This is a genomic window from Streptomyces violaceus, from assembly GCF_036014075.1.
GTDB classification, from domain to species: Bacteria; Actinomycetota; Actinomycetes; order Streptomycetales; family Streptomycetaceae; genus Streptomyces; species Streptomyces violaceus.
The window spans coordinates 8,831,485-8,857,743 of the sequence record NZ_CP107911.1; the positions used below are offsets into that span (position 1 = coordinate 8,831,485).

At 67.9% G+C, this 26,259-nt stretch carries 28 protein-coding genes and 4 pseudogenes; 18 read left to right on the top strand and 14 right to left on the bottom strand.

Annotation, left to right across the window (positions count from 1 at the left end; translation table 11 throughout):
* Positions 1-2: 2 nt before the first annotated feature.
* On the bottom strand, positions 3-578 hold the full coding sequence (locus OG542_RS39840; RefSeq protein ID WP_328417639.1) for a helix-turn-helix domain-containing protein: 576 nt from the start codon (positions 576-578) through the stop codon (positions 3-5).
* Complete coding sequence (locus tag OG542_RS39845) at positions 575-1,267, bottom strand: alanyl-tRNA editing protein (RefSeq protein WP_328417641.1); 693 nt, start codon at positions 1,265-1,267, stop codon at positions 575-577. The genes OG542_RS39840 and OG542_RS39845 overlap by 4 nt, the downstream gene beginning before the upstream one ends.
* A 337-nt stretch (positions 1,268-1,604) precedes the next feature.
* Between OG542_RS39845 and OG542_RS39850 the strand changes: the two genes are divergently transcribed.
* Positions 1,605-2,126: a hypothetical protein gene (locus tag OG542_RS39850; RefSeq protein WP_328417643.1), complete on the top strand. Its 522-nt coding sequence runs from the start codon at positions 1,605-1,607 to the stop codon at positions 2,124-2,126.
* A 17-nt stretch (positions 2,127-2,143) separates the two neighbouring features.
* Here OG542_RS39850 and OG542_RS39855 read toward each other — a convergent pair whose 3' ends face one another.
* Complete coding sequence (locus OG542_RS39855; protein WP_328417645.1) at positions 2,144-2,299, bottom strand: hypothetical protein; 156 nt, start codon at positions 2,297-2,299, stop codon at positions 2,144-2,146.
* A gap of 499 nt (positions 2,300-2,798) precedes the next feature.
* On the opposite strand from OG542_RS39855, the gene OG542_RS39860 reads away from it, so the two are divergent.
* The 4 genes and pseudogenes from OG542_RS39860 (at position 2,799) to OG542_RS39875 (ending at position 4,952) form a co-directional block, all read left to right on the top strand.
* Positions 2,799-3,299 carry a hypothetical protein gene (locus OG542_RS39860; RefSeq protein ID WP_328417647.1) on the top strand — a complete coding sequence of 167 codons (501 nt, stop codon included), beginning with the start codon at positions 2,799-2,801 and terminating at the stop codon, positions 3,297-3,299.
* 315 nt (positions 3,300-3,614) lie between these two features.
* Positions 3,615-4,279: pseudogene (locus OG542_RS40830) on the top strand (AarF/ABC1/UbiB kinase family protein); the annotation flags it as partial.
* Between the two features lie 21 nt (positions 4,280-4,300).
* A complete protein-coding gene (locus OG542_RS39870; protein ID WP_328418348.1) occupies positions 4,301-4,588 on the top strand; it encodes a hypothetical protein in 288 nt (95 codons plus the stop codon).
* The gene (locus tag OG542_RS39875; protein WP_328417649.1) at positions 4,542-4,952 is read left to right on the top strand and encodes a DUF6924 domain-containing protein; all 411 of its coding nucleotides are present in this window, start codon (positions 4,542-4,544) and stop codon (positions 4,950-4,952) included. The genes OG542_RS39870 and OG542_RS39875 overlap by 47 nt, the downstream gene beginning before the upstream one ends.
* Position 4,953: 1 nt before the next feature.
* Here the strand turns inward: OG542_RS39875 and OG542_RS39880 are convergent, their stop codons facing one another.
* Complete coding sequence (locus OG542_RS39880; RefSeq protein ID WP_328417651.1) at positions 4,954-5,322, bottom strand: DUF4190 domain-containing protein; 369 nt, start codon at positions 5,320-5,322, stop codon at positions 4,954-4,956.
* A 131-nt stretch (positions 5,323-5,453) separates the two neighbouring features.
* Between OG542_RS39880 and OG542_RS39885 the strand changes: the two genes are divergently transcribed.
* From OG542_RS39885 to OG542_RS39900, 4 genes are all read left to right on the top strand, one after another.
* Complete coding sequence (locus OG542_RS39885; protein ID WP_328417653.1) at positions 5,454-5,786, top strand: hypothetical protein; 333 nt, start codon at positions 5,454-5,456, stop codon at positions 5,784-5,786.
* A gap of 116 nt (positions 5,787-5,902) precedes the next feature.
* Positions 5,903-6,103 (top strand): hypothetical protein, encoded by a 201-nt coding sequence (locus tag OG542_RS39890; RefSeq protein ID WP_328417655.1) that lies wholly within the window; start codon positions 5,903-5,905, stop codon positions 6,101-6,103.
* Between the two features lie 297 nt (positions 6,104-6,400).
* Positions 6,401-6,952, top strand: a complete 552-nt coding sequence (locus OG542_RS39895) for a TetR/AcrR family transcriptional regulator (protein WP_328418330.1) — start codon at positions 6,401-6,403, stop codon at positions 6,950-6,952.
* A 778-nt stretch (positions 6,953-7,730) separates the two neighbouring features.
* A complete protein-coding gene (locus OG542_RS39900) occupies positions 7,731-8,150 on the top strand; it encodes a CBS domain-containing protein (protein ID WP_328417657.1) in 420 nt (139 codons plus the stop codon).
* Here OG542_RS39900 and OG542_RS39905 read toward each other — a convergent pair.
* The 6 genes and pseudogenes from OG542_RS39905 to OG542_RS39930 all read right to left on the bottom strand — a co-directional run bounded on the left by OG542_RS39905 (position 8,147) and on the right by OG542_RS39930 (position 13,502).
* The gene (locus tag OG542_RS39905) at positions 8,147-8,272 is read right to left on the bottom strand and encodes a hypothetical protein (protein ID WP_328417659.1); all 126 of its coding nucleotides are present in this window, start codon (positions 8,270-8,272) and stop codon (positions 8,147-8,149) included. The two genes, OG542_RS39900 and OG542_RS39905, sit on opposite strands and share 4 nt — an antisense overlap.
* A 1,670-nt stretch (positions 8,273-9,942) precedes the next feature.
* On the bottom strand, positions 9,943-10,794 hold the full coding sequence (locus OG542_RS39910; protein WP_328417661.1) for a thermonuclease family protein: 852 nt from the start codon (positions 10,792-10,794) through the stop codon (positions 9,943-9,945).
* A gap of 261 nt (positions 10,795-11,055) precedes the next feature.
* Positions 11,056-11,958: a hypothetical protein gene (locus OG542_RS39915; RefSeq protein WP_328417663.1), complete on the bottom strand. Its 903-nt coding sequence runs from the start codon at positions 11,956-11,958 to the stop codon at positions 11,056-11,058.
* 17 nt (positions 11,959-11,975) lie between these two features.
* Entirely contained in the window at positions 11,976-12,389 is a 414-nt protein-coding gene (locus OG542_RS39920) for a hypothetical protein (RefSeq protein ID WP_328417665.1), read from the bottom strand.
* A gap of 50 nt (positions 12,390-12,439) precedes the next feature.
* Positions 12,440-12,811: pseudogene (locus tag OG542_RS39925) on the bottom strand (HAMP domain-containing protein); the annotation flags it as partial.
* Positions 12,804-13,502: a response regulator transcription factor gene (locus OG542_RS39930; RefSeq protein ID WP_328407078.1), complete on the bottom strand. Its 699-nt coding sequence runs from the start codon at positions 13,500-13,502 to the stop codon at positions 12,804-12,806. The pseudogene OG542_RS39925 and the gene OG542_RS39930, both read right to left, overlap by 8 nt.
* Positions 13,503-13,679: 177 nt before the next feature.
* On the opposite strand from OG542_RS39930, the gene OG542_RS39935 reads away from it, so the two are divergent.
* The 3 genes and pseudogenes from OG542_RS39935 (at position 13,680) to OG542_RS39945 (ending at position 16,362) form a co-directional block, all read left to right on the top strand.
* Positions 13,680-14,672, top strand: coding sequence for an endonuclease/exonuclease/phosphatase family protein (locus OG542_RS39935; protein ID WP_328417679.1), 993 nt, complete (start codon positions 13,680-13,682; stop codon positions 14,670-14,672).
* An 80-nt stretch (positions 14,673-14,752) separates the two neighbouring features.
* Positions 14,753-15,364 (top strand): annotated as a pseudogene (locus OG542_RS39940) (peptidoglycan bridge formation glycyltransferase FemA/FemB family protein); the annotation flags it as partial.
* 8 nt (positions 15,365-15,372) lie between these two features.
* Positions 15,373-16,362 carry a D-isomer specific 2-hydroxyacid dehydrogenase family protein gene (locus OG542_RS39945; RefSeq protein WP_328407076.1) on the top strand — a complete coding sequence of 330 codons (990 nt, stop codon included), beginning with the start codon at positions 15,373-15,375 and terminating at the stop codon, positions 16,360-16,362.
* A 33-nt stretch (positions 16,363-16,395) separates the two neighbouring features.
* Here OG542_RS39945 and OG542_RS39950 read toward each other — a convergent pair whose 3' ends face one another.
* From OG542_RS39950 to vanA, 3 genes are all read right to left on the bottom strand, one after another.
* A complete protein-coding gene (locus OG542_RS39950; protein ID WP_328407074.1) occupies positions 16,396-17,241 on the bottom strand; it encodes a tetratricopeptide repeat protein in 846 nt (281 codons plus the stop codon).
* Between the two features lie 64 nt (positions 17,242-17,305).
* Positions 17,306-17,914, bottom strand: coding sequence for a D-Ala-D-Ala dipeptidase VanX (vanX, locus tag OG542_RS39955; protein ID WP_328407072.1), 609 nt, complete (start codon positions 17,912-17,914; stop codon positions 17,306-17,308).
* The gene (gene vanA / locus OG542_RS39960; protein ID WP_328417677.1) at positions 17,911-18,951 is read right to left on the bottom strand and encodes a D-alanine--(R)-lactate ligase; all 1,041 of its coding nucleotides are present in this window, start codon (positions 18,949-18,951) and stop codon (positions 17,911-17,913) included. The genes vanX and vanA overlap by 4 nt, the downstream gene beginning before the upstream one ends.
* A gap of 278 nt (positions 18,952-19,229) precedes the next feature.
* Between vanA and OG542_RS39965 the strand changes: the two genes are divergently transcribed.
* From OG542_RS39965 to OG542_RS39985, 5 genes are all read left to right on the top strand, one after another.
* Positions 19,230-20,573 (top strand): UDP-N-acetylmuramoyl-tripeptide--D-alanyl-D-alanine ligase, encoded by a 1,344-nt coding sequence (locus tag OG542_RS39965; protein WP_328417675.1) that lies wholly within the window; start codon positions 19,230-19,232, stop codon positions 20,571-20,573.
* Positions 20,574-20,699: 126 nt separating this feature from the next.
* Positions 20,700-21,221 carry a helix-turn-helix domain-containing protein gene (locus OG542_RS39970; RefSeq protein WP_328407070.1) on the top strand — a complete coding sequence of 174 codons (522 nt, stop codon included), beginning with the start codon at positions 20,700-20,702 and terminating at the stop codon, positions 21,219-21,221.
* A gap of 44 nt (positions 21,222-21,265) precedes the next feature.
* Positions 21,266-21,727 carry a ParH-like protein gene (locus OG542_RS39975; RefSeq protein WP_328407068.1) on the top strand — a complete coding sequence of 154 codons (462 nt, stop codon included), beginning with the start codon at positions 21,266-21,268 and terminating at the stop codon, positions 21,725-21,727.
* A gap of 39 nt (positions 21,728-21,766) precedes the next feature.
* Complete coding sequence (locus tag OG542_RS39980) at positions 21,767-22,987, top strand: MAB_1171c family putative transporter (protein WP_328407066.1); 1,221 nt, start codon at positions 21,767-21,769, stop codon at positions 22,985-22,987.
* Between the two features lie 401 nt (positions 22,988-23,388).
* The gene (locus OG542_RS39985) at positions 23,389-24,354 is read left to right on the top strand and encodes a ParB/RepB/Spo0J family partition protein (protein ID WP_328407064.1); all 966 of its coding nucleotides are present in this window, start codon (positions 23,389-23,391) and stop codon (positions 24,352-24,354) included.
* A gap of 19 nt (positions 24,355-24,373) precedes the next feature.
* On the opposite strand, the gene vanY-N is transcribed toward OG542_RS39985, so the two are convergent.
* A complete protein-coding gene (vanY-N, locus tag OG542_RS39990) occupies positions 24,374-25,438 on the bottom strand; it encodes a D,D-peptidase/D,D-carboxypeptidase VanY-N (RefSeq protein ID WP_328417667.1) in 1,065 nt (354 codons plus the stop codon).
* Here vanY-N and cysD point away from each other — a divergent pair.
* Positions 25,351-26,257, top strand: a pseudogene (gene cysD, locus OG542_RS39995) (sulfate adenylyltransferase subunit CysD). The gene vanY-N and the pseudogene cysD sit on opposite strands and share 88 nt — an antisense overlap.
* The last annotated feature ends 2 nt before the right edge of the window (positions 26,258-26,259 follow it).

A 26,259-nucleotide genomic window follows, 5' to 3' on the forward strand; every position in this document is an offset into this window, starting at 1 on the left:
TTTCAGCTGATGATGGGGGAGGCGATGACGACGGTGACGTCGGCCCCTTCGGGGCCGGTGCGGTAGACGTGCGGGGCATCTCCCGCGAAGGCGAGCAGATCGCCGGGGTGCAGGTCGGTGGGAGCCTCGGAGGGTCCGGCGGTGAGATGGCCGGACGAGACGAGCAGGTGCTCGATGGTGCCGGTCGCGTGCGGAACGCCGTCCAGGTGCGTGCCGGGGGGCATGCGCAGCCGCCAGATCTCCAGGCTGTTGCCGCTGCTGATCCGCCGCAGCAGCTCTCGTCCCACTTCGCCGTCGGCCAGGTCGGTGCCGGGCACGAACACCGGTCCCGGGTCGGTGTCGCGGGCCAGCAGGTCGGTCAGCGGGATGCGCAGGGCGATCGCGAGCGCGTCGAGGGTCTCGATGGTCGGGTTGCCCCGTCCGGCCTCCAGTTGCGACAACGTCGCCTTGCTCAAACCGGCCCTGCGGGCCAGTTCGGCACTGCTCATGCCGCGCTGCTCGCGGCGCTGCCGGATCTGCGCCCCGACCGCGATCGCGGTGCTGCTGGCGGGGCGGCGCTCGCCCGACGGGGGAGTCATGACCGCTCCTGGTGGGCGGCGCTGTAGGAGACGCGGATCCGGCCCTTCTTGACCTTCAGCGTCGGCAGCGCAACGTCGGCGATGTCGCCGAGACCGCTCACGTGGGTTCCCCCGCACGGAGCCGAATGCAGACCTGCCAGGTGCACGATGCGGCGTCCCTCGGCGTCGTTCTCCCAGGTCACAGGCAAGTTCTGCGCAATGGCCCCGGCGACCTCCGTCCGCAGCGCCTCGGTGGCCTTCTCCCGGCCCTCCGGGCTGTCCAGGCGGGCGTCGGGCTGTGGCGTGGTGAACTCGATCCGGGCCTGGCCGGGAAAGTGGCTGTTCGCGGCCAGCGCCCAGCCCTGCGCCCGCCCGGCCGCCTCGATCAGATGGCCGGCCGTATGCAACGCGGCGTGCGCGATGCGCGCCGGAAGGTCGATGCGGACCTCGACCGGCTGTCCGACCGAGAAGACCGGCAGCGCGGCCTCGCCGCGGGTCACGGCCACGACCAGCCCGGAGTCATGGTCCCGCACGGGGACGATCTCGTGGCCGTCCACCCACCCACGGTCGGCCGGCTGGCCGCCGCCCTGTGGATGGAACAGACAGTGCTCGACCGCCACCCACGGCGCGCCGTCGCGCTCGCCTATGGCGGCCACCCGGGTATGGGCCTGCTCCTCGTACGTGTCCGCGTAGTAGGCGGGGATCTGCATACACCCTCACTGGAGAAGATAAACGAACTATACGTTCACTGTAACGAACGCAGCCGTAATCTCGAGCCCGTCGGCGTCTGGAGCGCCGCGTCGGGAGTCGCCCGAGCGTTCACCTTCAATGTATTGCAACGAATAACCCTTCGAGTGTTGCGTTAGACTGAACCCATTGCAACGATCCCAAAGCTGTGGCCTGCGTAAATAGACATGTAAGGCAGCTAAGCCGTTGCCATATCCATGAACGCAACGTAGCGTTTCCTCTACAAGAAACTACGCGCGGAAGGCCTGGCAGGTCGAGAGGCGCATGTTTCGGGGAGTAAGGGATCAAGGGGGTTGGATCATGGCAGCGCAGAGACGGCAGCGGGCGGCACCCGGCGCCTTCGCAGCCTTCGCCCGCTTCGTGCTCTGCGGCGGCGGAGTGGGGCTCGCCTCCGGCTTCACCGTGGCGGCGCTCGCCTCCTGGATACCGTGGGTTGTGGCCAACGCCCTGATCACCGCGGTTTCCACGGTCATCGCAACCGAGTTACACGCCCGCTTCACCTTCGGCGCCGGCGGCCGCGCGACGTGGCGCCAGCACGCGCAGTCGGCCGGGTCTGCGGCGGCCGCGTACGCGGTGACCTGTGCGGCGATGCTGGGCCTGCACCAGTTGGTGGCGGCACCCAGTGCGGTGCTCGAGCAGGTCGTCTATCTGTCCGCCTGCGCACTCACCGGTGTCGCGCGGTTCGCGGTGCTGCGCCTCCTTGTCTTCGCGCGGAACCACGCCCAGGTCGCGGCCGCCGCCCGCACTGCCCGTCCCGTGCGCGCGACCGTGACCCGTGCCGCGGCACCGTCCGGCCCGGCGGCGCTCTGCCGGACGGCCTGATTGTCCCGTCGGTCTCGTCAGTCGTTGTACCGCTTGAGGTGTAGCTGCTTGCCGTATTCCTGGCCCAGCCACAGGCGCCGGTCTTCGCCGAAGTCGGCGATCCATCCCTGGGTTCCCCCGTGCGGTACGTCGGCGGTGCGGACATGCGCCTCGATCCTCGTGATCCTTGCCATAGGAGTGTCTTCCTTTCCCCCGCCGAGTTTCCCCGGCGGGGCTCTGAGTCTTTCTGGATCAATCCCCCGCAGTCGGCCGCTGAATCCGCTGAGGCTGCAATGTCTTTGTGTCCGTCCAGCCCATTTCGGTGGTATGCAGATATTAATTACAGAGCTGCGGGTGCTGGACCTTCAGGTTGCTGGCACAGGTGCATCGGCGCGGCTCTCCGCGTCCGGCGGTCGGTGAGCCCCCACCGATAGACCGGCGCGCGACGGCGCACGGAACCTGCGGGGAGAGCGCTTCGCTCAATTGAATGAACCCGTGGAGGGAGGTGTTTCCGTGTGGTGCGCAGGTCAGAATTAAGAAGGTCGGCAGCAAGCGACCTGGAATTTGTGCAGGCAAATGTGAGCCTGATCAATGTATTCACTGGGCCCTGCCGTGGTAATTCCTCTTCTCTCTTTTCCGGAAAGGGTGCATAATATGCCTCGCCGCCGTTCCCGTTCGTCGTTCAGTCATGCGTTGCGCGATATCGTGCGTGCCACGGAGGATCTGGTGGACGACGCCCTGGACAGGGCGGGTGAATTCGAGTGCGGCCTGCGGAGATCGGTCAGCCGGGCGCTGGACGACGACCATCACGACCGCCGCGGCCACGACGACTACGACGATGATGACTGGGACGGGCACCGCGCACCCCAGCACCGGCGCGGTCGCCGCCGAGGTGACGGGCCCCGCCGTCGGCTCGGACCGGACGAGGGGGAGCCCTACGCGTCCGATCCCCGGCCGGGCCCGCGTCCCCGCTCGGACGACGACCACCCCGACAGGGAGCCGGGCGAACTCACGGCGCTGAGGGACCAGCTGGAGCTGTTACGGGGGCGGATGGACAGGCGCTTGAGCGACGGGGATCATCCCGGAGGCCGGGGGAGGGTGCCGCGGGCCCGGGGCGCGGAGGACGCGGAAGCCCTGAAAGACGAACTGGCGCGGTTGGCCGATCGCATCGACCGTATCCGCGATGCGCGCTGACCCTGTGCCGGTCCGCTGTTCGCCGCCCCCGGCCCGGCCGTCCCCCGGGCGGGCCGAGGACGACGGGGGCGGCCGGGAGCGGGAGCACGAGCGATGAGCACGGGCCGGGGGCGTGTGCTGATGCGAGTGCTCACTCACCTGGTCCGCCAGGAGGCCGCGCTCGCGGCCATGCCCGCGCCCGGGGCGGCGGAAGGAAAGGGCGCCAGGGCCGTACGCCGGGCCCGCAACGTCCGCCGTGCGCTGGAGAGTCTCGGGCCCTTCTACGTGAAGGTCGGCCAGATGCTGGCCACCCGGCCCGACATCGTGACCCCCGAGATGATCGGCGAGTTCGAAAAGCTGCAGGACGAGGCATCGCCCGTTCCCTTCGGCGACTTCGAGCCGGTGCTCCGGCAGGAACTGGGAGCCGGCTGGGCCGGGCGCTTCCGTGACATCGACACCCAGCGCCCCCTGGGCACGGCGTCCCTGGCACAGGTGTACCGGGCGGAACTGCCGGACGGCCGGCCGGTCGCGGTGAAGATCCAGCGGCCCGGTGTGCGCGAGACGGTCGAGGCGGACATGAAGCTCATGGGCTCCCTGTCCCGCTTTGCCTCCCGGCGGGCCTGGCGTTTCAACGAGGTCATCGACGTCGAGGCCATGCTCAACGTGGTCTTCGACGCGATGCGGCCCGAACTCGACTTCGTCATGGAAGCCCGGAACATGACCGAGGCGGCCAAGACGGCGGAGGACTTCGACTACGTCCAGGTCCCCGACGTGGTCGAAGCCACCGGGCGGGCCTCGTGCAGGGACTCGCTCCGGGGACGCCGATCCGGGAAGCGGACAAGAACCGGTTCGACGCCGAGGAACGCAAGGCCATCGGGCAGGACCTGCTGGCCTTCATGTACCGCGGCTACTTCGTGGACCGCATCTTCCACGCGGACCCGCACCCGGGCAACATTTTCGTCGCCCCCGGCCACCCGGCCACCCTGATCGACTGGGGCATGGTCGGACGCATCGACCGGCCCATGAGCACCAGCATCCTGCTGCTGCTCAACCTGGCGATGAACGACGGAGCCGGCACCGCCCGGGCGTGGATCGACATGGGCAGCGCCACCTCGTGGGCGAACACCCCAGCGTTCGCCGGGGACATGGCTTCACTGGTGCCGCAGATCGCCACGGCCTCCCTGGAGGAGCTCAACTTCGGGGTGACCCTCACCGCCGTACTGCGACCGGAATGGAACACCGGCTTGGCGGTACTGTCCGCGCATGAAGCAGCTCCCCTGCACTTTGGAAGCCCTTGTTGTGCGCACTGACTTCTCGGGGGACGGTGCCTGGGACGCTCTTCGGGCGGCGTTGTATTCGCCCAGCAAGGACGGCTTCTTGGCCAACGTCGCCCTGGTCGATGACCGAAGGTACGAGGGCTTGACGCCTGACCGGGCCATCGACCTGATCCATCCCTCGTACCAGCATCCCCTTCTTGTGCTGGCGGACTCCACGGCTGTCACCTCGGCCGAACTGCCGCTCCTTGTGGTGGACCTGCGGGGTGATCGTGGGTGTTGTGTCCGCGTTGTGGCAGCCGAGCTGTGGAGCATCGAGAACAACCTCTCGGGCGCGAACATGGACTTCGAGGAGTTCGCCGGTGCCGTCGGCGACGACGGTGTCTTCCGGGGCTTCTGAGTCAGGCGTGATCGGTGAGCACGGCGAGTCCGGCGACGAGTCCCACGAAGGCCAGCAGCGCGAGCAAGCAGAGGAACAACACCAGCCAGCCTGCCAGGATGCTGGCCAAGGCCAGCCCGCGGCCTTCGCCGTCCATCCGGCGTCCCCGGAAGCGTCCTACGTGCCCGGCGGGGATGGCCATCAGCGCGCACAGTGTGGCCAGGCCGACGAAGATGCCAGGGTTTATCCAGGCGATGCCGGTGGCGAAGTTCGCCAGGAACGCGACTCCACTCAGCGTGAGGAACGCACTGACCTTCGCCGCCCGGTTTCGTCCCGTGAGTGTCCGCGCCGGCGCTCCGGCTGCCGTCCGCGTGCTGTTGGTACTGCTCATGCCCAATTCCCCGAGGTGTCCGTGTCCTGGATGCGTACAGGGCAAGAAATGTTACGGCCAGGCCGCGGACTCCGGTCCGGGTGAGGCCCACGTCCTTGATCACCTCCGCCACCGTGTGAACCGCACGCCCGGTGGCTCGATCACGGCTGTCGTACCCCGATTGTCAGTCGGCACCCAGTACGGTTCATCCCGCCCGGGCGAGGAAGAACAGCACGATCTTCAAGAACCCAACCAGCCGCATCAGGGTCGGCCAGCAGGAGAACTGTGTCATCCAGCCCCTGGGCCCCGGGCACGTCCAGTCCGCGGTCACCGTGGTGGCCTGGCCGGCGGACCGGCTGATCCTCGCCCTCGCGGCCGTCCACGCCGCCCGCCCCAGTGCGATCCGCCGTCTCAGCTCGACGACTTCGACATCGGCAACCGCCGACTGGTCATCGACGGCCGTGTCCGACCCCTGGACGAGCTGACGCTCCAGCTTGCCCTTGCCTGGCTGGACTACCGGCGAAAGCGCTGGCCCGACACCGCCAACCCGACCCTACTGATCAACAAGCACAGCGCGCTGGAGACCGGGTCCATCAGCGGTGTGTCCGTCTCGGCGGCACTCCGCGGTCAGACCGCCACGCTGGAACGGCTCCGTGTCGACCGCCAGCTCGAAGTAGCCCCGGTTCACGGCCCGGACTCGCTCCACCTCGCCGAGGTCTCCGGTCAGGCCGAGAAGTCCGCGATCCGTTACGCGGGCTCCGCCCGGGCGCTGCTGGCACAGACTGCTGAGCTCTCGACGTAGCCCACGGGAAAAGAACTTGGCCCGGATTGAGGGGCCTTGAACAATGCTGGCTAGCCCGCTCACCGTCTTGTCCGTCCAGAGAACCAGAAGGCGGCGTGGTCGCGAGTTGGAGTCGAACTCACGGATCCAGCACCGTGGAGCAGGACGACGGACCCCTGAGTTCCTGCCAAGGACCCTTCAGTCTGCGTGAACTCGCGGGGATCTCGGGGTGCCGGTAAATCTCGGGGTGCCGGTAAGAATCGTGTCACCAGCCGCAGACGGCGGTGACCATCCCTCAGGTCCCGAAACCTGTTTGACCTGAGTCGACGTACCGTCCTCGCCGATGCGGCCATCGGCGTACTCGCCGAGGCCGGAATCCGGGGCCTGACCCATCGCGCGGTGGACCGGGCAGCAGACCTGCCACCCGGCACCACCTCCGCCTACTACCGCACCCGCCAGGCACTGCTCACCGCACTGGTCCGGCGTCTGGTCGCCCTTGACCAGGCAGAACTCCAGGCGATCGGAGAGCAGGCGCCGGTGCCGCGGAGTGCCGAGGAAATGGTGGCCGGGATCGCTGCCTTCGTCGAGCAACGGCTCACGGGGGAGGGACGACGACGCTCCCTCGCGCGATACGCGTGCGCCCTCGAGAGTGTGCACTACCCCGAGCTGCAGGAGATCCTCGTGCCGCGCCAGAACGCAGCACGACAAGCCGCGCGCGACTTCCTGGCCGCGCAAGGTGTCGCAGACGCCGAGGACCGTACTGTCACGCTGCTGACCTGTGTGGACGGATTGGTTTTCGACCGCCTGGTGGGGGGCGGAACCGTGTCGGACCAGGAGATCCGCGGGCTGGTGGCGGCGGCGCTCCGATAGCCCACACCTGCCGGCACCGGGCGCGGGCCCGAACCAGATGCTCCTGGGGCCCGTTGACGGAAAGGGTCCGATGGTAGGAGCGCGACACTCGGGGCAGGCGACGGGCTCGTTCAGCCAGTGGCGCCATCGCACCCTCATCCCGCAAGCACCCCCAGGCTCCCACCGCAAGGCTCTGGGTGTTGCCAGAACTCAGAAGCATCGCCCTCCGGCCAAACCGGGCGTTGCTCGCCCTGATCGACAAGTGGTGTCAGCTCCCACGTACAAAACCAGCCGATCGAGAGCTTGGCGCCGCCGTGCGGCTCGTACATCGGGGGGACACAGCGGTGACGTCCAGCCGTCACGAGATCGGCCGCTACCGAGGCGTATGACGGCTCTACGTCACGATCAACTCGGGCGGCTGCCGGGTGCTGTCCAATCTCGTGCACATCGCCCCCGGCCCAAATCGAGCGCCTCCCATCGAGCTGAACATCTGCTGTCGAGAGAGAGTCGTGGATGAAGCCACCCGCAGCTCGATGACGCTGAGTGAGCGGTCAGGGGGAGATCTGATCATCCCCGTCGACAGGCGCAAGGGCCGGGCGCCCAGTGCATCCCTGGCCGTGGGGCGTCGGCCTCTCCGCCAGGCCGACGCCACTGGTCGCCGGAGCGGCGCGGTGCTGTCATGGGTAGGGAAGACGGCGTGGACGTGCCGGCAGGGCTGCGGAGGCCGGCGCGCCGCGCGTGGCCTGCCCGGGCGGTCCGGCCTCGGCCGCCCCGTCGTACAGCGGAGGAGGCCGATGCCATGTTGTACCGCCGCACGGTCGGTGACGTGATGACCGAGGAAGTCGTCACCTTCCGCCCCAACACACCGTTCCAGGAGGTCGCCGCCCTGCTGGACGCGAACGACATCGTCGCGGCCCGGGTCGTCGGCGACGACGGCGCTCCCGTCGGCGTCGTGTCCGCGTCCGACGTGCTGCACCACGAGACCGGCATGCCCGATCCGCAGGGTCAGAACGGGAACAACGAGCGTTCCTGGGGCAAGGCCCGGGCCCGAACCGCGGGCGCGCTCATGAGCAGACCTGCCTTCACCGCCCGCGCCGACTGGACGATCCCCCGGGCCGCGCGGGAACTCCGCAGGCGGCACGTCAAGCAACTGCCGGTGGTCGGCGACGACGGGCTCCTCACCGGCATCGTCACCGCAGCGACTTGCTCGACGCCTTAATCCGCTCCGACGCCGAGGTCCGCAGCGAGGTCGAGCAGGACGTCCTGAGGCGCATCCTCGACCTCGACGAGGGCTCCGTCGCGGTCGAGGTACGGGACGGCGTCGTCACCCTTCAGGGACACATCCCGGAACGCGTCTCGTCCCGGTCGTCGTGGGCCTCTGCCAGGGCGTCGACGGTGTCGTCGCCGTGGACGCTCACCTCGCCGCCGCCCGGGCGGCTGAGTGTTCTGCCCCACGCCCACGCCGCCGCGACCCCGCCCCGATCGATACCCGGACGCCGTCCGGCAAGTACCTCCCCTACTGAGTCCCCGAACGAAGGAATCATGAACGCCCGAAAGATAGTCATCACTCAGAAGCGCGTGGCCCACCCGTGGCTGCGACTCTTCAACCCGTTCATCTCAGGCCTCAATCGGCGTGATCGTGCATATCGCGAGGAGGCTGCCGAACGCAGGAGCGTCAGTGGAAGAAGGACGGGACCCTCAAGTGAACGACACCAAGAACACCTCGAACCTCATCCCTGACCTCTGGGGGTAGGGGCAGGGACGCCCTCGTCAGGACCTGGCGCACCTCCCAACACGCCGCCCGTGCCGCCGTCCGCCGCATCACCGGCCACAGCTTCCGCCGCGGCTGGATCCATCGGGACGCCGGCAGCCCGCCCGAGGCGTTCGTTCTGCGGTTCGAAGCCGGGCTTGTGCGGCTGCGTCGGATCGGCGGCCGAGGAGTCCGGGGGCCAGGTTCGTAGGATCCAACGGCGGCGGAGCGTCACGGCGACTACTCCCGATAGGAAGAAGGCAGCGAGAGCCGCCGTGCCGAACGCTGGCAGGTTAGGGGGAAGAGCCATCACCCAACTGCGGGTAAGACTGCGCGATGGATCCTTTGGAACGTAGGTAACCAGCATCGACTCACCGGTATGCGCATCGGGAAGCATCCCGCCGATCTGCGAGAGCTCGACCGTGGTCCCTCTCTCAGGGCCCTGGACGAAGCGGACTTCGACACAGTTGGGCTTGGTGTCGACGTCAATGACCGTGGCGGCCACTGTGACGCCGCGGGAGTGCAGATCCTCGACCAAGGAGCGCGACGGAAGCCAGAAGGTGAGAGACATCCCGACACACAACGCACACAAGCCGATGCAAGCCCAGATAACACGCAATCCTGGAGGCTGTGGCCGTGGCTTGAACTCGGCGACTCTGGCTGCAGCCTGCCGTGCGCGTTCTGCCTTGGGGGCAGCTGATACTGATCCGCAGGGCGGCGCTTCTGCTTCTTCTTACTCATCGTTGATCGACCTCATGAGAACCATTCGCTTCGGTCGCCTCGTGCGGAGTGGCGGCGGGTCTTCCCGTGCCGTCCCTCTCGCCGGCTTCGTCGGGGTACGGCGACGACGCTCGAGCTGACACGGGTTAGGGAGTCCCCGGTCGCACGAGCGAGTGCCTACCTTGCTGGTACCTCCTGGGCGGACATGCTGGCGCACCGGTTCCGCCCGCGCGAACCGCAGCGCGATACGGCGCATCAGACGCGCTGGATGCGGGAGTGGGACGACAAGGACGACCCGAAGGTCCCGGCCATGCACCCCGTGAATCTCGCCCTACCTGGGCACGTACGCGGAGCGGGTGATGACGCTGCGCGGCACCGCGTCGACCACCGGCCTGGATCTGATGACCGCGCTGCGGCCGCCGACCCGTGTGGAGAAGAACGAAGCCGGTATGTTCAAGCAGGCGTTCAACGCGGTTGTTCCCCGGTCAGCAGCTCGGACATCGGCGACCTGTGCAGCATCGGTCATGGGCTGCTGTTCTCCTCAACCCTCGTCAAACAGCAGGTCATCGGCGGCGTGCGTCATGCGGAGGGTGTTGCCGTTGGTGACCTCCACGACGTGGTGGAGGCCCAGGCGACGCTTGTTGGTGGACAGGATGGTGAAGGGGTCCTCCTTGCCCGCCAGGTAGGCCGGGAAGCAGGCGATCGACGGCGTGCCCAGGGCGAAGTAGTCGACCAGTCTCCGGAACAGCTTCGGCAGAATCACGACGTCGTCGACGATCGATGACAGGCCTGTGATCTTCGCTCCGGTCGTCGTCACGTCGTCGGGCCACAGTCCCTTGCCATCGTCGCTGGCCTTCTTCGCTGCGGCGGTCAGTTCGAGCCTGAGGTCCATGAACAGGCTGCGGTAGAAAGTGGGGTAGGCCAGTCCCTCCGTGACCAGATGGTGGTTGACCGTCTCCTTAAGCAGGGGGACGTCGACGGTGATGTCCGAGCCGCTGGCCGCCGGCGCATTGCCCTTGCCCACCAGAGCGACACAGCGGCCGAGGTTGTCGGCTCCCCGGGAGAGGACGAACCCCGGCGTCGTCTCCGGGGTGGACGAGATGACCTCGCCCTTTGCATCGCGCTGCACATCGGTGAACCCGAGCCAGCTCAGCAACTCCGCTGCGGCGGCGTTCGCATGGGTGAGCGGCTGGTGGGACCCGTGGTAGTGGGTTTCCAGCGCGTCGATGCCCTCCAGCCGGATCTTCGCCTCACCCGCAGCCGTGGTGTCAAGCGGGTTCTTGCCGCTGACGAGGTTCCAATCGGCCGGGTTATCGGCGACGAAACGGACGGTGTCCCCGTCCGGCCCGGTGCCCTTCAAACGGAAGACACCTTCGATCAGCACCATCGGCATGGCAACTCCTGCGGTTAGGGACTGGCGGAGGGCGGGGCACCGCCGTACGCGAATGAGGCCGGTAGTTTCGTGTGACGCACGTTTGTCCCGTATTAGGCAAATTGGCGTCGTACTGGATCATCGCCCGTGAGGCGCGCCGCCGCGCGGCAGCCGAGGCCGTTAGGGCGACAATGGCGTCATCTGCGCGGCAGCGAGGGCGAGCTCGTCGGCGGCCGGCTCCGGTTGGCAGGACGGGATATGCGCACCTAGATCAAACGCCTTCTAACGACTCCGGGAACTGGGAACCGCTCCGCTCGCCGACCGGAAGACCGTCAGCTCCGCGAGCCAGCAGGACGTCCCCTCCTCGTCGGGAGGGCTCATGACGATGCGCCAGCCGTCCGTGTCCGTTCCCGGGCGGACATCGATCCTCGGGCCGGGCTCCGAACGCCCCGCGCAGTCGACGGCGCCGGGCTCCACACCGGGGGCCAGGGTCACTTCCACCCGATGGGGGACGAGGGAGCTGCCCCAGACGGCTCGGTAGAGGACGTCTCCCGTGGCCTCCGTCGCGGGCGGGCCACTGTGGCGCAGCGTCACCGACTTGCCCTCCCGCAGCGCGAAGACCGCGGCGCCGGCCACGCGGACGGGCGCGTCGGCAGGGATAGCGTCCGCGACCGGTCCGCCGGGGAAGGGAACACAGCCGACCATCTGCGGCAGGGCCCCGCCGCCACCCCCGCGGTCCCGGTCGTCCCGTCGGACCGCGGTCCGGGCGAGTCGTACGGTGGTCAGGGCGATGTCGACCGCGCCGTCCGCGGCGACGCGCACCACCGCATCCCGGCGCAGGGCACCTTGGGCGGCGAGCGTTCTGACCAGGTCCACATTGCGCGGGTGGTAGGCCCTTTCCAGCTGCTTCCACGCGAGATCCTGGGCGGACCCCGGGGCGGTCTCCGTCCGCGCGTATGTCCAGCACCTGGCTGCCTGATAGGCCACGAGTGCCCGCCGCGTGCCGCCGCGGGCCGCCCACTGCCGCTGAGCCGAGACGGTTTCTTCCCAGACCTGGCGCAGCCGGTCCTCCAGCCTCTGCCGGTTCCTGGGCGGTCGCCTGCCGTGCAGCTTGCCCAGCCGCCGTGAGCATTCCAGGAACCTGTCGAGGTAGGCGTTGCGCGGCGCGGCGACATAGGCGCGCAACGCGCAGTCCGCCGCGGTCAGGAAGCTGCGCGTCGCCGCCTCGAGCAGGCCCGCTCGTTCCAGGCCGCACCGTCGGCACAGGCCTGATCCAGCGCCCGGCGGTAGTCGCCCTCGTCCCGGTACCAGCCGGCCAGTGCCGTGACCGACCCAGCCGACGCGGCGGCGTCGGCCCGTAGGTGGCCGACGACCTCGGCCTGCAGCCGCGCCGCACTCGTGTGGTCGTGCCGCGAGGCGAGGTACAAGGCGGGCGAGGACAGCAGATGGCAGCGCAGGCCTACGCGCTGGTGCGCCGATTCCACCGTGTCGACCGCTGCCAGAGCCGTGGTGATGAAGTCCGGTGCAAGGGCCGCGCCCGTGCACGTGGCCCGGAGCAGCAGGTGCGCCGCCGTGATGGATGCGCTGCGTACGTCGCCGCTCGCCCGCTGCCGCACTAGGTGTGCTGACCGGACAGGTTGGTGACGCGGCTGGCTGGGGTGTGGCCGCTGAGCATCGTGTCGAAGGTGTCGGCGAGTTCGCGGAACTCGTCCTTGCGGCCCGGTAGCCGGATCCGGTGGGACAGCGATCCGGCTGCGGCCGTACGGGTGGCGTGGGTGATGCGGTCCAGGGGGGCGAGCATGCGTCCGGCGAGGATCCAGCCTCCCAGAAGACCGAATATCAGCAGACATACCAGTACAACGGCTACCGCCGGGCCGAAGCCCTGCAGGAGGACGGAGCGGATCAGCATGCCCGATGGGTAGGAGCGCAGGAGGTACACCCATACCGCTGCGAGCAGCAGGACGCCGGCCAGCATGAGGAATCCGGCGTAGCTGAGGGTGAGTTTGAGGCGCACGCTCCATCCGGGCTGCCTATCCACGACCGCTGCCTCCCTCACGCCCGGTGTCGCGCGTCGTGTCGATGCGGTAGCCGACGCCCGGCACGGTGGCGATGAGCCAGGGCTCGCCGAGGCGTTTGCGCAGGGCGGAGACCGTGATGCGGACGGCGTTGGTGAACGGGTCGGCGTTCTCGTCCCACGCGCGCGCCAGGAGTTCCTCGGCGCTGACGACACCGCCTTCGGCGGCGACGAGGACTTCGAGGACCGCGAACTGTTTGCGGGTGAGCGCGATGTAGTGGTCGTCGCGGTAGACCTCGCGGCGGAACGGATCGAGGCGCAGCCCCGCGATCTCCCGCACCGGCGGCCGGTTGTGGGCGCGCCTGCGATCGAGTGCCCTGAGCCTGAGCACGAGCTCCAGGAGTTCGAAAGGTTTCGTGAGGTAGTCGTCGGCGCCGAGTTTGAACCCGGACGCCTTGTCGTCGAGCCGGTCGGCCGCGGTGAGCATCAGAACGGGTGTGCCGCTGCCGGAGGCGACGATGCGTTTGGCGATCTCGTCGCCGGAAGGACCGGGAATGTCACGGTCGAGGACGGCGATGTCGTAGGTGTTGATACTCAGCAGCTCCAGGGCGGTATCGCCGTCACCGGCGATGTCGGCCGCGATCGCTTCCAGGCGCAGGCCATCGCGGATCGCTTCTGCCATGTAGGGCTCGTCCTCGACGATCAAGACACGCATGTTCTGAAGACTACGAGTCGGCACATATCGTCGGCGTAACAAAAACCACATACGTGCTGGCAACACCGGAGTGCTTTCACTAGCGGCATGCCTCGAACTCCAGCATCAGCACGAGCAACGACGACCCGCCGGGTTCGCTGGTTGCCCACCGTCGGCCCGACGGCCGTCACAGCCGCGATGCCCGCGGGTGGCTCCCGGCCGGGCCCGTGGAAGCGCGGCCCGGTACCCACGGCGTGCGCGCTCCTGCTCGGCCTGCTTCTGCTGCTGCACGGGACGCTCACGGACCGGGCCGGTCTGGGCAGTCTGGTGGAGACCTTCCTGCCATGGTTCGGTCTGTTCGTCCCGGTGCTGCTCGCTGCGGCGCTCTGGCGCCGTTCCGCCTCCGCGGTCACCGCGCTGGTGCTTCCGGCCGTGGCGTGGGTGAGCCTCTTCGGCGGGCTGCTCGGCGACAAGTCCCACGCGGGCAGCGACCTCACCGTCGTCAGTCACAACGTCGCCGCCGAGAACCGCGATCCGGTCGGCACCGCCCGTGACCTGGCCGCCTCCGGCGCGGACCTGCTGGCGCTCGAGGAGCTGACCGACCAGGCCAGGGGCACGTACGAGAAGGAGCTCGCGCAGGCATACCCGCACCACACCGTGCAGGGCACGGTCGGACTGTGGAGCAAGCTGCCGCTGTCCGGCACCCGGCCGGTCGACGTCCTGCGGGGCAGGGCCGGGCCCCTGGCCGAGAAGCTGCGGCCCGAGGACACCCCGGTGGACCCGCCCCGGGCGCTGCGCACCACGGTGACCACCGGGCAGGGACCGCTGGCGGTGTACGTGGCGCATCTGGGTTCGGTGCGGGTGATGCCCAGAGGCGGCTTCTGGACCGACTCGCGCGACGCCGGCGCGACGAAGCTCGCCGAGGCGGTCGCCGCCGAGCGCAGTGAGCGGGTACTGGTGCTGGGCGACTTCAACGGCACCGTGGACGATCGTGCGCTCGACGGCCTCTCCTCGCAGCTGCGCTCGGTCCAGGACGTGGCCGGGGACGGCTTCGGCTTCACCTGGCCGGCGAAGTTCCCGGTGGCGCGGATCGACCAGATCCTGGTCCGCGGTGTGGAGCCGAGGAGCGCGTGGCTGTTGCCGGCCACGAGCAGTGACCACCGGCCGGTGGCGGCCGGAATCAGCTGGTGAACGCCGCTCCCACCGCGGGGCGGGGACATATCGTCGGCGTATGGAGATGTGCATACGCCCGGGCGACACTCCGCCGCCCTTGGACCGGCGAGATCGAAACGTGGCTCGATCCGCCGGCGGCGCATCTCGGCAGCAGGCGGCCCACCGAGGTGTCCGGCCGGTGGACCGACCCGGTCGGCGCCCATGTGGCCGCCCGGCTCAGCGCCGCCGGCCGGCTTCCGCGGAGTCCCCGGGACGGCTTCGGGATGGGACATCCGCAGTACAGATACGAGATTCCGCTGGCGGGCAGAGCCGAGGACGACGTACTCAGAGGCATGAACCAGCAGTGGCGCCGCGACATTGACAAGGCTGACAGGGCGGGCGTCGTGGTCACGGCCGGCGACGGAAACCCGGAAGACCTGAAGGCGTTCCACGACCTCTACGTCCACGCCGCCGAGCGCGAGCGCTTCACACCCCGGCCGCTGCGCTCTTTCGAGACCATGTTCGCGAAGATGTGGGCCGAGGATCCCGAGCGGATCAGGCTCTACGGGGCGCACGTCGGCCTCGTCCGGTCCAAGGCCGGCACCGGCGGCCAGGCGGTGCGGTACGTCGGCGAGTGGGACCTGCCACTGCGGCCGGGCATCGCCCCGCCCGCGACGTATCGCGGGTATATCGAAAACCACATACGTTCCGGCAACAGCACACCGTCTTGACTGAAGGTATGACCCACAGCGAAACGACCCGCATCACCATGTACGGGTGCGGCCCGGACGAAGCCGTTCTGTTCCGCGAACTGGCGCCCGGCCTCGGTGTGCGGCCGGTCGTCACCGACGCACCAGTGTCCGAGGCCAATGCCGAACTGGCCGCAGGCAGCCGGTGCGTCAGCGTCGGCCACAAAACGCACATCACCCACGCCACTCTCCGTGCGCTCGGCCGGGCCGGCGTGGGTTACATCTCCACGCGGAGCATCGGCTACAACCACATCGATGTGGCATACGCGGACAGCATCGGCATCCTCGTGGAAAACGTCTCCTACTCGCCGGACAGCGTGGCCGACTACACGCTGATGCTCATGTTGATGGCGGTGCGGGATGCGAAAGCCATCGTCCGGCGCACCGACATGCACGATTACCGGCTCAGCGAGGAGCGCGGGAGGGAATTGCGCGACCTGACGGTCGGAGTGATCGGGACGGGCCGCATCGGCGCGGCGGTCATCGACCGGCTGCGGGGTTTCGGCTGCCGCATCCTGGCCCATGACCACCGTCCCGCGGACCGCCCCGGTGCCGCTGTCGAGCTCGTTCCGCTCGATGAGTTGCTGCGGCGCAGCGACCTGGTCACGCTGCATGTGCCGCTCACCGCGCAGACGCACCATCTGCTGAACCGGCAGCGCCTGGCACAGCTGAAGAACGGCGCGCTGATCGTCAACACCGCACGGGGTGCGCTCATCGACACCGAGGCACTGGTGCAGCGGTTGGAGAGCGGCAGTCTGAGTGGCGCGGCACTGGATGTCGTCGAAGGCGAGGAAGGCATCTTCTACGCCGACTGCCGAAGCAAAGCCATAGAAGGCAAGGGGCTGTTGCGACTGCAGGAGCTGCCGAATGTGCTCATCAGCCCGCACACCGCCTACTACACGGACCACGCCCTGCGCGACACCGTGGAGAACTCCCTCACCAACTGCCTGACATTCGAAAGCAGGAACAACCGGGGCTGAGCGCCCGCCTCGTCCAAGGGACGAGGCGGGCGCTCACATCGTCCTGGGGCCCTCGACAGCCCGCTGGGCGCAGGCTGCGAGGTGAGCCTGGCGGACTGCTTGTGTCAGCGGGTGGTTGTCACTGAGCACCCGTGCGGAGTCGGACAGAATCTGCTCGAACAGCGGGATGGCCCGGCTCAGGTCCCCGGCCGACTGGTAGGCGTAGGCGAGGTTGTTGCGGGTGGTCAGGGTGGAGGGGTGGGTCTCACCCAGCAGCAGGACCCGGGCGTCCACAGTCTGCTCGAACAGCGGGATGGCCCGGCCCAGGTCCCCGGCCGACTGGTAGGCGTAGGCGAGGTTGTTGCGGGCGGTCAGGGTGTCGGGGTGGTCCTCACCGAGCACCCGTGCGGTGTCGAACAGGGTCTGCTCGAACAGCGGGACGGCCCGCATCAGGTCCCCGGCCGACTCATAGGCACTGGCGAGGTTGTTGCGGGCGGTCAGGGTGTCGGGGTGGTCCTCACCGAGCACCCGTGCGGTGTCGAACAGGGTCTGCTCGAACAGCGGGACGGCCCGCATCAGGTCCCCGGCCGACTCATAGGCACTGGCGAGGTTGTTGCGGGCGGTCAGGGTGTCGGGGTGGTCCTCACCGAGCACCCGTGCGGTGTCGAACAGGGTCTGCTCGAACAGCGGGACGGCCCGCATCAGGTCCCCGGCCGACTGATACGCGCAGGCGAGGTTGTTGCGGGCGGTCAGGGTGTCGGGGTGCTCCTCACCGAGCACCCGTGCGGAGTTCGACAGCGTCCGCTCGAACCGCGGGATCGCCCGGCTCAGATCCCCCGCCGGCCCGCGGTGATGGTTGCACCCACACCGCAGGCACCAGCCGGAATGGCGCTCTGACATACCTTCTCTTTCTCGCGTGAGCCGCACGCGCTTCGGCGGCTTCGACTTCCCGGGCCCGGTTCAGTCACGTGACCGGAAAGTCGAAATACGTGTCCGGATACGGCTCGTCCTTCAGGGTGTAATGCCACCATTCACACGCGTAGGCGTTGAAACCACATGTCTCCATGATGGAGCGGAGGTATTGCCGGTTTCTCGCCTCGGACTGTGTGATCCCGTGTGCTCCGTGATGCGAGATCGGATCCATCAGGTCGTGGTCACCACCCATGGCGGCCAGCTCTCCGGTGGCCAGATGGTAGAGCGTCAGGTCGACGGTGCTGCCCCGGCTGTGGCCGGACTTCTCGGCGACATAGCCCATCTCGAACATGTCGGCTCTGTCGATATTCGGATAGTGCCGCTGCTTCGTCCGGCCGTCCTCCGGCTGCTTCGACCAGCGCACGAAGCAGTCCACGGCGCGTTGGGGGCGGTACCCGTCCCAGATGAGCAGGCCGAAGCCATAGGCCCGGGCCTTTTCTCGCGCCCTTTCCAGAGCCGAACACAAAGGTATGGTGCCGACGATTCGATTGGCCAGATAGCCGTCCACGGGTTTGCCGGTGAAGTTGTCCCAGGTGGCGTACTTGGCATCCCAGCGTATTCCGGGTACGCCTTCGTCCAGGAAGGCGAAGTTGTCCTTCATTGGATTTTCCCCGTCAGTGCCAACGTCACCATGCGGTCGATCACTTCGGTCAGCGGCAACCCCGCAGCCGCCATCATCCTCGGGTAACGGCTGTAGGAGGTCAGGCCCGGCAATGTGTTGACCTCGTTGAGGACCACACTTCCGTCCTCCTTGAGGAACAGGTCCACCCGTGCCAGACCGCTGCAGCCCAGGGCGCGATAGATGACCTTCGCCGTCTCCTGAACGAGTGAGCGCGATTCTGCTGAAATGTCAGCGGGAACGATGAACGTCGAGTTCTCGGACCCGCTCTCCGGATTCTTCTCCTGATGGATCTTGAAGAACCCGTGCGACAGGGCGACTCGGTCCACCTCGCCGGTGATCAAGTCCAGTTCGTTCCCCAGGATGGAGCATCCGACTTCGCTGCCGACGACCGCCTCTTCGACCAGCACCTTTGAGTCGTACTGCCGCGCGGTCTCCACCGCAGGCAGCAGTTCCTCCTCCCGGGACACCTTGGTCACGCCGAAGGACGACCCCGAACGGGCCGGCTTCGTGAAGACGGGATACGTCAGCTTCCCGGGATCAATATTCTCGTCCGCCGCCACCGTCCAGAAGTTCGGTGTGGCGATCCCGGCCCCCCTGACGATTTGATAGGTCAGGGACTTGTCCATGCACAGAGCGGAACTCTGCACATCACAGCCCGCGTAGGGGATGCCGGCGACCTCCAGCAGGCCTTGCATCGCGCCGTCCTCGCCGAGTTTTCCGTGCAGGATGGGCAATACGACGTCCAGCTTGACCGTGCTGTACCGCCCCTGCTCCAGAACGAGCAATCCGCCTACGCTTCTGTCCGGTGACAGCAGTGCCGTGCGACAGTCGCCGCTCTCCCAGTCCGGGCCGGGGCTGTCACAAAGCTTCCAGGCACCGCTCTTCGTGATTCCGATGTAGAAGGGCTCGTACTTGGTGAGATCAATGCTTTTTGCGACCTCTTGCACAGATTTGATGGAGACCGGGTGCTCTTCGGAACAGCCCCCGAACAGGATTCCGACGTTCAGCTTGCCCATGCCGGTTCCTGCTTTCTCGCGGGACGCCGTGTGCTTTGATGCGCTGTAGGTCATGCCCTCAGTCAAGGCGGCACGGCGTTGCCGCAACGTATGCGGTTTTCGATACGTCGACGATATGTTACCCAGCGGTAACATATCGTCGGCGTATCGAAAACCGCATACGTGCCCGCAACATGACGCCGCCTTGACTTGGAGGTGTGACCTACAGCGAACCTGCCTCCTCCTACCTCTACCTCGCCGGCCTCGCTCCAGCCCGCGGGCTCCCGCGCCGCGTGGGCATGGTCCCGCTCAGCCTCAGCGAGATCGCTGCGGTCGTCGGCGGCACGGTCGTGGGCGACGGCGCCGTGACGGTGACCGCGCCGGCCGTGCTCGACGGCCGGCAGGCCGAGCCGGGCGGCCTCTTCGTCGCCATGGCCGGGGAGCGTGCCGACGGTCACGACTACGCCGGCCAGGCCGGCCGGGCCGGAGTGGTGGCCGTGCTCGGCTCCCAGCCCACGCCGCTGCCCACCGTCGTCGTCGAGGACGTCCAGACCGCGCTGCAGAGGCTCGCCGCCCACGTCGTGGCCGGCCTGCGCAACGGACTGACCGTCGCCGGGGTGACCGGCTCGCAGGGCAAGACCAGCACCAAGGACCTGCTGACGGCCGTGCTGTCGAGCGCCGCGCCGACGGTTGCCACGGCCGGCTCGCTCAACAACGAGCTCGGCGTACCGCTCACCATGGTGCGCGCCGAGATGGGCACCCAGTTCCTCGTCCTTGAGATGGGAGCCCGTCATGTCGGCGACATCGCCGCCCTCACCGGCCTCGTCGCGCCCGACATCGCTGTCGTCCTCAACGTCGGAGTGGCCCATCTCGGCGAGTTCGGGTCGCGCGCCGCCATCGCCGAGGCCAAGAGCGAACTGGTGCGGGGGCTGGCGCCCGGCGGCACCGCCGTCCTCAACGCCGACGATCCCCGGGTGGTCGCGATGCGCGCGCTCACCGACGGCCCGGTGCTCACCTTCGGGCGGGCCGAGCACGCCGACGTACGCGTGCTCGACCTGACCCTTGACCGGCTCGGCCGGCCGTCCTTCACACTGCGCACCGCCGACACCGCGGCGCGCGTCGCGCTGCCGCTCGTGGGCGCGCACCAGGCACTCAACGCGTCGGCCGCCGCGGCGGCGGGGCTCGCGGCCGACATACCGCTGGAGGTGGCCGCGGCGGCGTTGGGCACGGTCTCGCTGTCGAAGTGGCGGATGGAGCTGCGCGACCTCGCCTGCGGGGCGACGCTGCTCAACGACTCCTACAACGCCAACCCCGACTCGACCCGCGCCGCCCTGGACGCGCTGGAGGCGATCGAGGGCGGGCGTCGTATCGCCGTCCTCGGCGCGATGCTCGAACTCGGCGACGGCAGCGAGGCGGAGCACCGTGCCGTCGGGGCGTACGCCGCCGCCCGGGCCGACACGGTGGTCGCGGTCGGCGAAGCCGCCCGGCCGATCGCCGACGGCGCGGGCGAACGGTCAGTGGTGCTGGCCGGCAACGACGCGGCCGTCGACTGGCTGCGCGGTCACCTCGACACCGGCGACGTGGTACTCGTCAAGGCTTCCCGCGGGGCGTGCCTCGACGAGGTCGCCGCCGCGCTCGCGTAGTTCGGCGGGCGGCCACGCCGACTCCCGCGGTCCGCCGTTCGACTCACGATGGACCACAAAGGGGGCTTCCCCTACGCTAGTTGAGGATCGGCGGTGCGGGCGAGAAACACCAGAAGGGAGACGGCCATGGACAGCGAGCGTGGTCCGGCGGGGCGCGCGCTCGCCGACAAACTGGAGCACTTGTTCCGGACGGTCGTCCCACCCGGACGTGAGCCTTACGGCACGGAGGAAGTGGCCCAGGCCATCACGGCAAGCGGGGTGTCGATCTCCGGCAGCTATGTCTGGCTGCTGCGTAAAGGCCAGCGGGACAACCCCACCATCCGGCATCTGCAGGCGATCGCGGATTTCTTCGGAGTGCCCGCCGCGTACTTCTTCGACGACCAGGTGGCAGCGGACGTCGACGCGGACCTGAGGCTGCTCGTCGCGCTCAAGGATGCAGGCGTGCAGAGCGTCGCGCTCAGAGCGGCCGGCTTGTCGTCCAAGAGTCTGCGCTCGATCAGCGAGGTGATCGAGCGGGTCCGTGAACTGGAGGGCCTGCAGCAGGACGCGCCGGATCACCGCTCAGCAGAACGAGGCCACCAGGACGGAAAGTTGCCGTCCTTACCTGGCGGCGCAGTGCCTGACGAGAGAAACGGAGAGGGTGCGTGAAACTGGGAGGCTTACAGCGGCGGTGCAAGGCTCTCATCCGCAACTTGGAGATACCGAGCCCGTTCGACGTACACACGTTGATTCAGAGCGTTGCACAACGGCAGGGCCGTCCCATTCAGTTGATTGCCATCGCCATGCCGGCAGGCAGCCCCTGCGGGCTGTGGGTGTCCACGGCCGGCACCGACTACATCTTCTACGAGAAACAGGCCAGCCCGCTCCATCAGGAGCACATCATTGTTCACGAGCTCGGCCATCTTCTGTGCGGCCATGTCCGCCTCACGGATGTGAACAACGATATAACGCGCCGGCTCATGCCGACCTTGAGCCCGAATATGATCGAGCGAGTGCTGCAGCGCACCTATTACAACACCCCGGAAGAAAAGGAGGCCGAAATGATCGCCTCACTGATTCTCCAGGGTGTCGACCGGTCGCCGTCAGGACTGAACCGGGCCGTGCCGGAGGTCGACGAGGCCGTGCGAAGAGTGCAACGCTTGTTGGTGGACTGAAGGCGACCGGTCGCTAATTTTACCTGCCGCGGAGTTGCTGTGACCGGAGCCAAGAGTGTCTTATACCCTTTACTTGCCTTATTGTGTTGGGTGGCCTTCTTCTACAAGTGTCACTCCCTGAGATCGGGTCGGTGTGATCCAGGGCTGCTCGCGTTACTGGCCGCTCTCCTCCTGAAGGGGTCGGCCTTCGCGCTCGCGACCCCCGCGGTCTCCCTGGCCGTCGACGAGTATCTAGGCATATCCGACGTGACGGCGCTGGCCATACACGTCCTCGGTGGCGTGGCCTTCAGTGCCGCACTACTCGTTGTCCTCCTGTTCTGGGCGCACCCACCCGAACAGGCATGGCCGAGGGCTCAATGGCGGCTCGGTATGGCCGCGATCATGATGCTGGCCATGCTGTCGCTGTGGATCATGGCCTCGTCCGAGTCGCAGGAACGCTCGGCGCACTTTCTTCTGCAGAACGTTCACCGGCCCGTGGTGGCTGCCTACTCGCTCATCTACGTGGGCGCCCTGCTGGTGGCGCTCGTCGAGATCGCCCGCCTGTGCTGGAGATATGCCGAGGTCGCGGGAGAGCCATGGCTGCGCCGCGGCCTGCGCCTGACCGCTGTAGGCGCAGTGGTCTATTCGGTCAATTTCGTCAGTCGAGCGTCGGCCGTGGTCAGCGTGCAATTCGGCCTCCACCCGTTGGAGTGGGAACTGGTGACCGTGCTTGGTGCAGGGATCGGCATACCACTCGTCGTCGGTGGTCTCACCATGCCGTCCTGGGGGCCCCGCCTGTCGACCCTGAATACCTGGTGGAACAACTACCGCACCTACCGCAGCCTTTCCCCCTTATGGCTGGCGATGCATCAAGAACTACCCGAGATCGTATTGCATTCTCCAGCTTCGGTCATGGTCAATCTGAACTACCGTCTGTATCGCCGGACCATCGAGATCCGTGACGGACAGATCGCGCTGCGCCCCTACATGAGTCCTGAAACAGCAATGCGGACAGCCGAACTGGGCGAAGAGGCCGGCCTCACCGGCAACGACCTTCGGGCGGTGGTTGAGGCAGCCCAGCTGAAGGCGGCGCTCCGGGCCAAAATGAACGGAGCCCCCGTTCCGGCTTCAGGCGCCAGTACTGGCCACCCCGTCCCCTCCGAACCGTACGGGGGCGACGATCTGGTCAGCGAGGCCGTTTGGCTGTCACAGATCGCACGAGCCTTCGCACATTCACCGGTCGTCGCCGCATCGGTGAACGGTCGCTGCAGCCGCAGTTAGCGCGGTCCGCGCGCGTGATGCCGCTGCGTTGCCCCGGTCTGTGGGCTGCCGACCGTAGGGGCCATCAACTCACGTAAGAGTAGAGGGAGTTTACAGTTATACCTCCGTTGACTGCCGTCACGCGGCGCTGTTACTGTCACCAGCGTTCCACTGGGGCGCCGAAGGCGCGTTGACACCCACGTCAGTGGGCCCATCTCCAGCGGGCCTGGGACCTGGGAGGCCCATCGGTCCGCTTCAGCTCGGCAGCTCGTCCGGCCGCGCCCTCGCGCTGTGGCCCGGGCTTTGAGGCAGGAAACTCCGTCTGCACCACAGGCACCGAACGGGTAAGTAGTGGCAATGGGTAATTCCGTACCGCACCGCAACGTCGCCGACGAAGTAGAAACCCGAAAGGGAGAGTTCAGGTGGATCCGACAAGCGTTGACATGGTCGCTCTCCCTGTCGTCGAAATCGAGTTGTCCCGGCTGTCTTCCGTATCCTCGCCCCGAACCTCAGGAGAGGATCCGGAGCACGTCGAGACATTGTTGTCGACAGAGGGAGCACTGCCGCCTATTCTCGTCCACCGACCGACGATGCGGGTGGTCGACGGCCTGCACCGGTTGAAGGTGGCGCGACTCAGAGGCGATACAAAGATCGTGGCAAGGCTCGTCGACGGCACTGAAGCGGACGCCTTCGTCCTGGCCGTCGAGGCGAACATACGGCACGGTCTGCCGCTCTCGCTCGCTGATCGCAAGCGTGCTGCCGTGCACATCATCGGGACGCATCCGCAGTGGTCCGACCGGCGCGTAGCCTCGGCGACCGGCATCTCCGCCGGTACCGTGGCCGACCTGCGCAGACGCGGCGGCGACAAGGGAACCGAGGCAAGGATCGGCAGGGATGGACGCATCCGTCCGGCCGACGGCTCGGGGCGCAGGAGACACGCTGCCGAGCTCATCCGCAGCAACCCGGGCCTTTCGCTCCGGCAGGTCGCCCATCAGGTCGGCATCTCCCCGGAGACGGTCCGGGACGTGCGCGGCCGGCTCGAGCGCGGTGAGAGCCCGGTCCCGGAAGGAAGCCTGAAGTTACGAACCGAGTCGCGTCCACTGCATCGCACGGAAACGGGCTTCGGCCGCGCGGTGGATCGAGACCGCCTCGTGACGCTGGAGCGCCTCAAGGCCGATCCGGCGTTGCGGTTGAGCGAGACCGGCCGCATTCTGTTGCGCATGCTGGCCATGCACTCCATCGACGGGCAGGAGTGGGAAAGGATCCTGCACCGCGTCCCGCCGCACTTGTACAACGTGATCGCCGAGTTCGCCAGAGAGCACGCGCAGGTCTGGACCGGGTTCGCGGAATGCCTGGAGAACTGGGCGACCAGTTTGGCCGCAGAATAATCGCGTTTTACGGCGCAGTTCAGCACGTTGATGCCGCTTGCGGATTCGGGAGAGCATTGCTGATCCCCTCCGTAGCCTGCAAGCCGGCGTCCGGGCGGTACTCGAAGTGCCACCACTCGTTGTCGTAGATGCGGTGGAGGCCGTAGCGGGCACCGTGCTCCTCGAGCCAGCGCGCGCCTTCGTACGGGCGCACATCCAGCGCGGTGCCCTTGACGTGCTTGGATTCCGCCGGTGGCAGCACAAGCATCCGGGCCGCGGCCGGTGAGCCGACGCGACTCACCTCCTCGTCGAACAGCCGCTGCTGGACGAGGGGGTCGCGGTATCCCGAGGTGAGGCCGATGAGCTGCCCGTGACGCCAGAGCGCCTCAGCGCGTGCAGCGGTGAACGCCGCCCTGGCACCGTAGGTGAGCCCGGTGAGATTTTCGGCCGGAAACCGGACCCCCAGCGCCCAGTGGCAGGCCCATTCGCGGGCGCGGCCGGGATGGCGGACGAACGCGACGGGCAGCAGGAGCACGGCGAGCACCACGGCAAGTACGGCGAACAGCCGGTCACGGGGCCGAAGCGGGATGATGTGCGATTCATTCATGCCTCCAGTTGAGCGGGCGCGATGTTGTCGGCCCGTATCCAGTTTTCGATATGCCGACGAAATGCACGGCTCCGCTGGACAAGAAGCTTCATGAGGCAGCGATGGATATGCTCTGTCCGCGCTTCGAGGGCCGGCCAATGGCCGCACCGAGGACAACGATGGCCGGCTCGAACGCGCCGATCGGGCCGCCGCACCGCAGACCGCCCGCCCCGCGTACCCGCCCGGAACCGTACGGCCGCAGTGGGAGGCGCCGTTCACTTCCCCTGGGGGCGGGTCCGACTGCCGGATGCGCGCATGGCCGTGCCACCCCTGGGAGTCTTCATGTCCGATACCGAACGACGAACCCGCACCGCTGCGCTGGACCACGGTGCCACCGGGTGGCTGACCAAAGACCCTGGACGGGGGCCGGCATGAGTGCCGCGTTCGACCTGGAGCACCTCGATGTCCTGGAGTCGGAAGCGGTACACGTATTCCGGGAAGTGGCAGGGGAGTTCGCACGGCCGGTGCTGCTGTTCTCCGGCGGCAAGGACTCCATCGTCATGCCGCACCTGGCACTGAAGGCCATGGCCCCGGCCCCCGCTGCCGTTCGCGCTCCTGCACGTCGACACCGGGCACAACGTCCCGGAGGTGCTGAGGTATCGCGACCGAGTGGTGGCGGAGCACAACCTCCGCCTGGACGTGGCCTCGGTGCAGAAGTTCATCGACAGCGGCAGGCTGCGCGAGCGCCCGGACGGCAGCCGCAACCCGCTGCAGACGGTGCCGCTTCTGCACGCCATCGAGACCGCGCGGCTCGGCGCCGTCTTCGGCGGTGGGCGACGGGACGAGGAGAAGGCCCGCGCGAAGGAACGGGTGTTCAGCCTGCGGCACGAGTTCGGCGGCTGGGACCCGCGCCGGCAGCGTCCGGAGCTGTGGCACCTGTACAACGGCCGGCACGCCCCCGGCGAACATGTCCGCGTCTTCCCACTGTCCAACTTCACCGAGCTGGACATCTGGCAGTACATCGCCCGCGAGAAGATCGAACTCCCGTCGATCTACTACGCGCACAAGCGTGAGGTGTTCCGTCGCGACGGGATGTGGCTGGCCGCCGGCGACCGGGGCGGCCCAAGACGCGGCGAGACCGCCCAGACCCGCCTCGTCCGCTACCGCACTGTCGGCGACATGTCCTGCACCGGTGCCGTCGACTCCCGTGCCGACACCGTCGAAAAGATCGTGACCGAGATCGCCGCCTCCCGGCTGACCGAGCGCGGAGCCACCCGCGCCGACGGTCGCCTCTCGGAGACCGCGATGGAAGACCGCAAGCGCGAAGGCTACTTCTGACC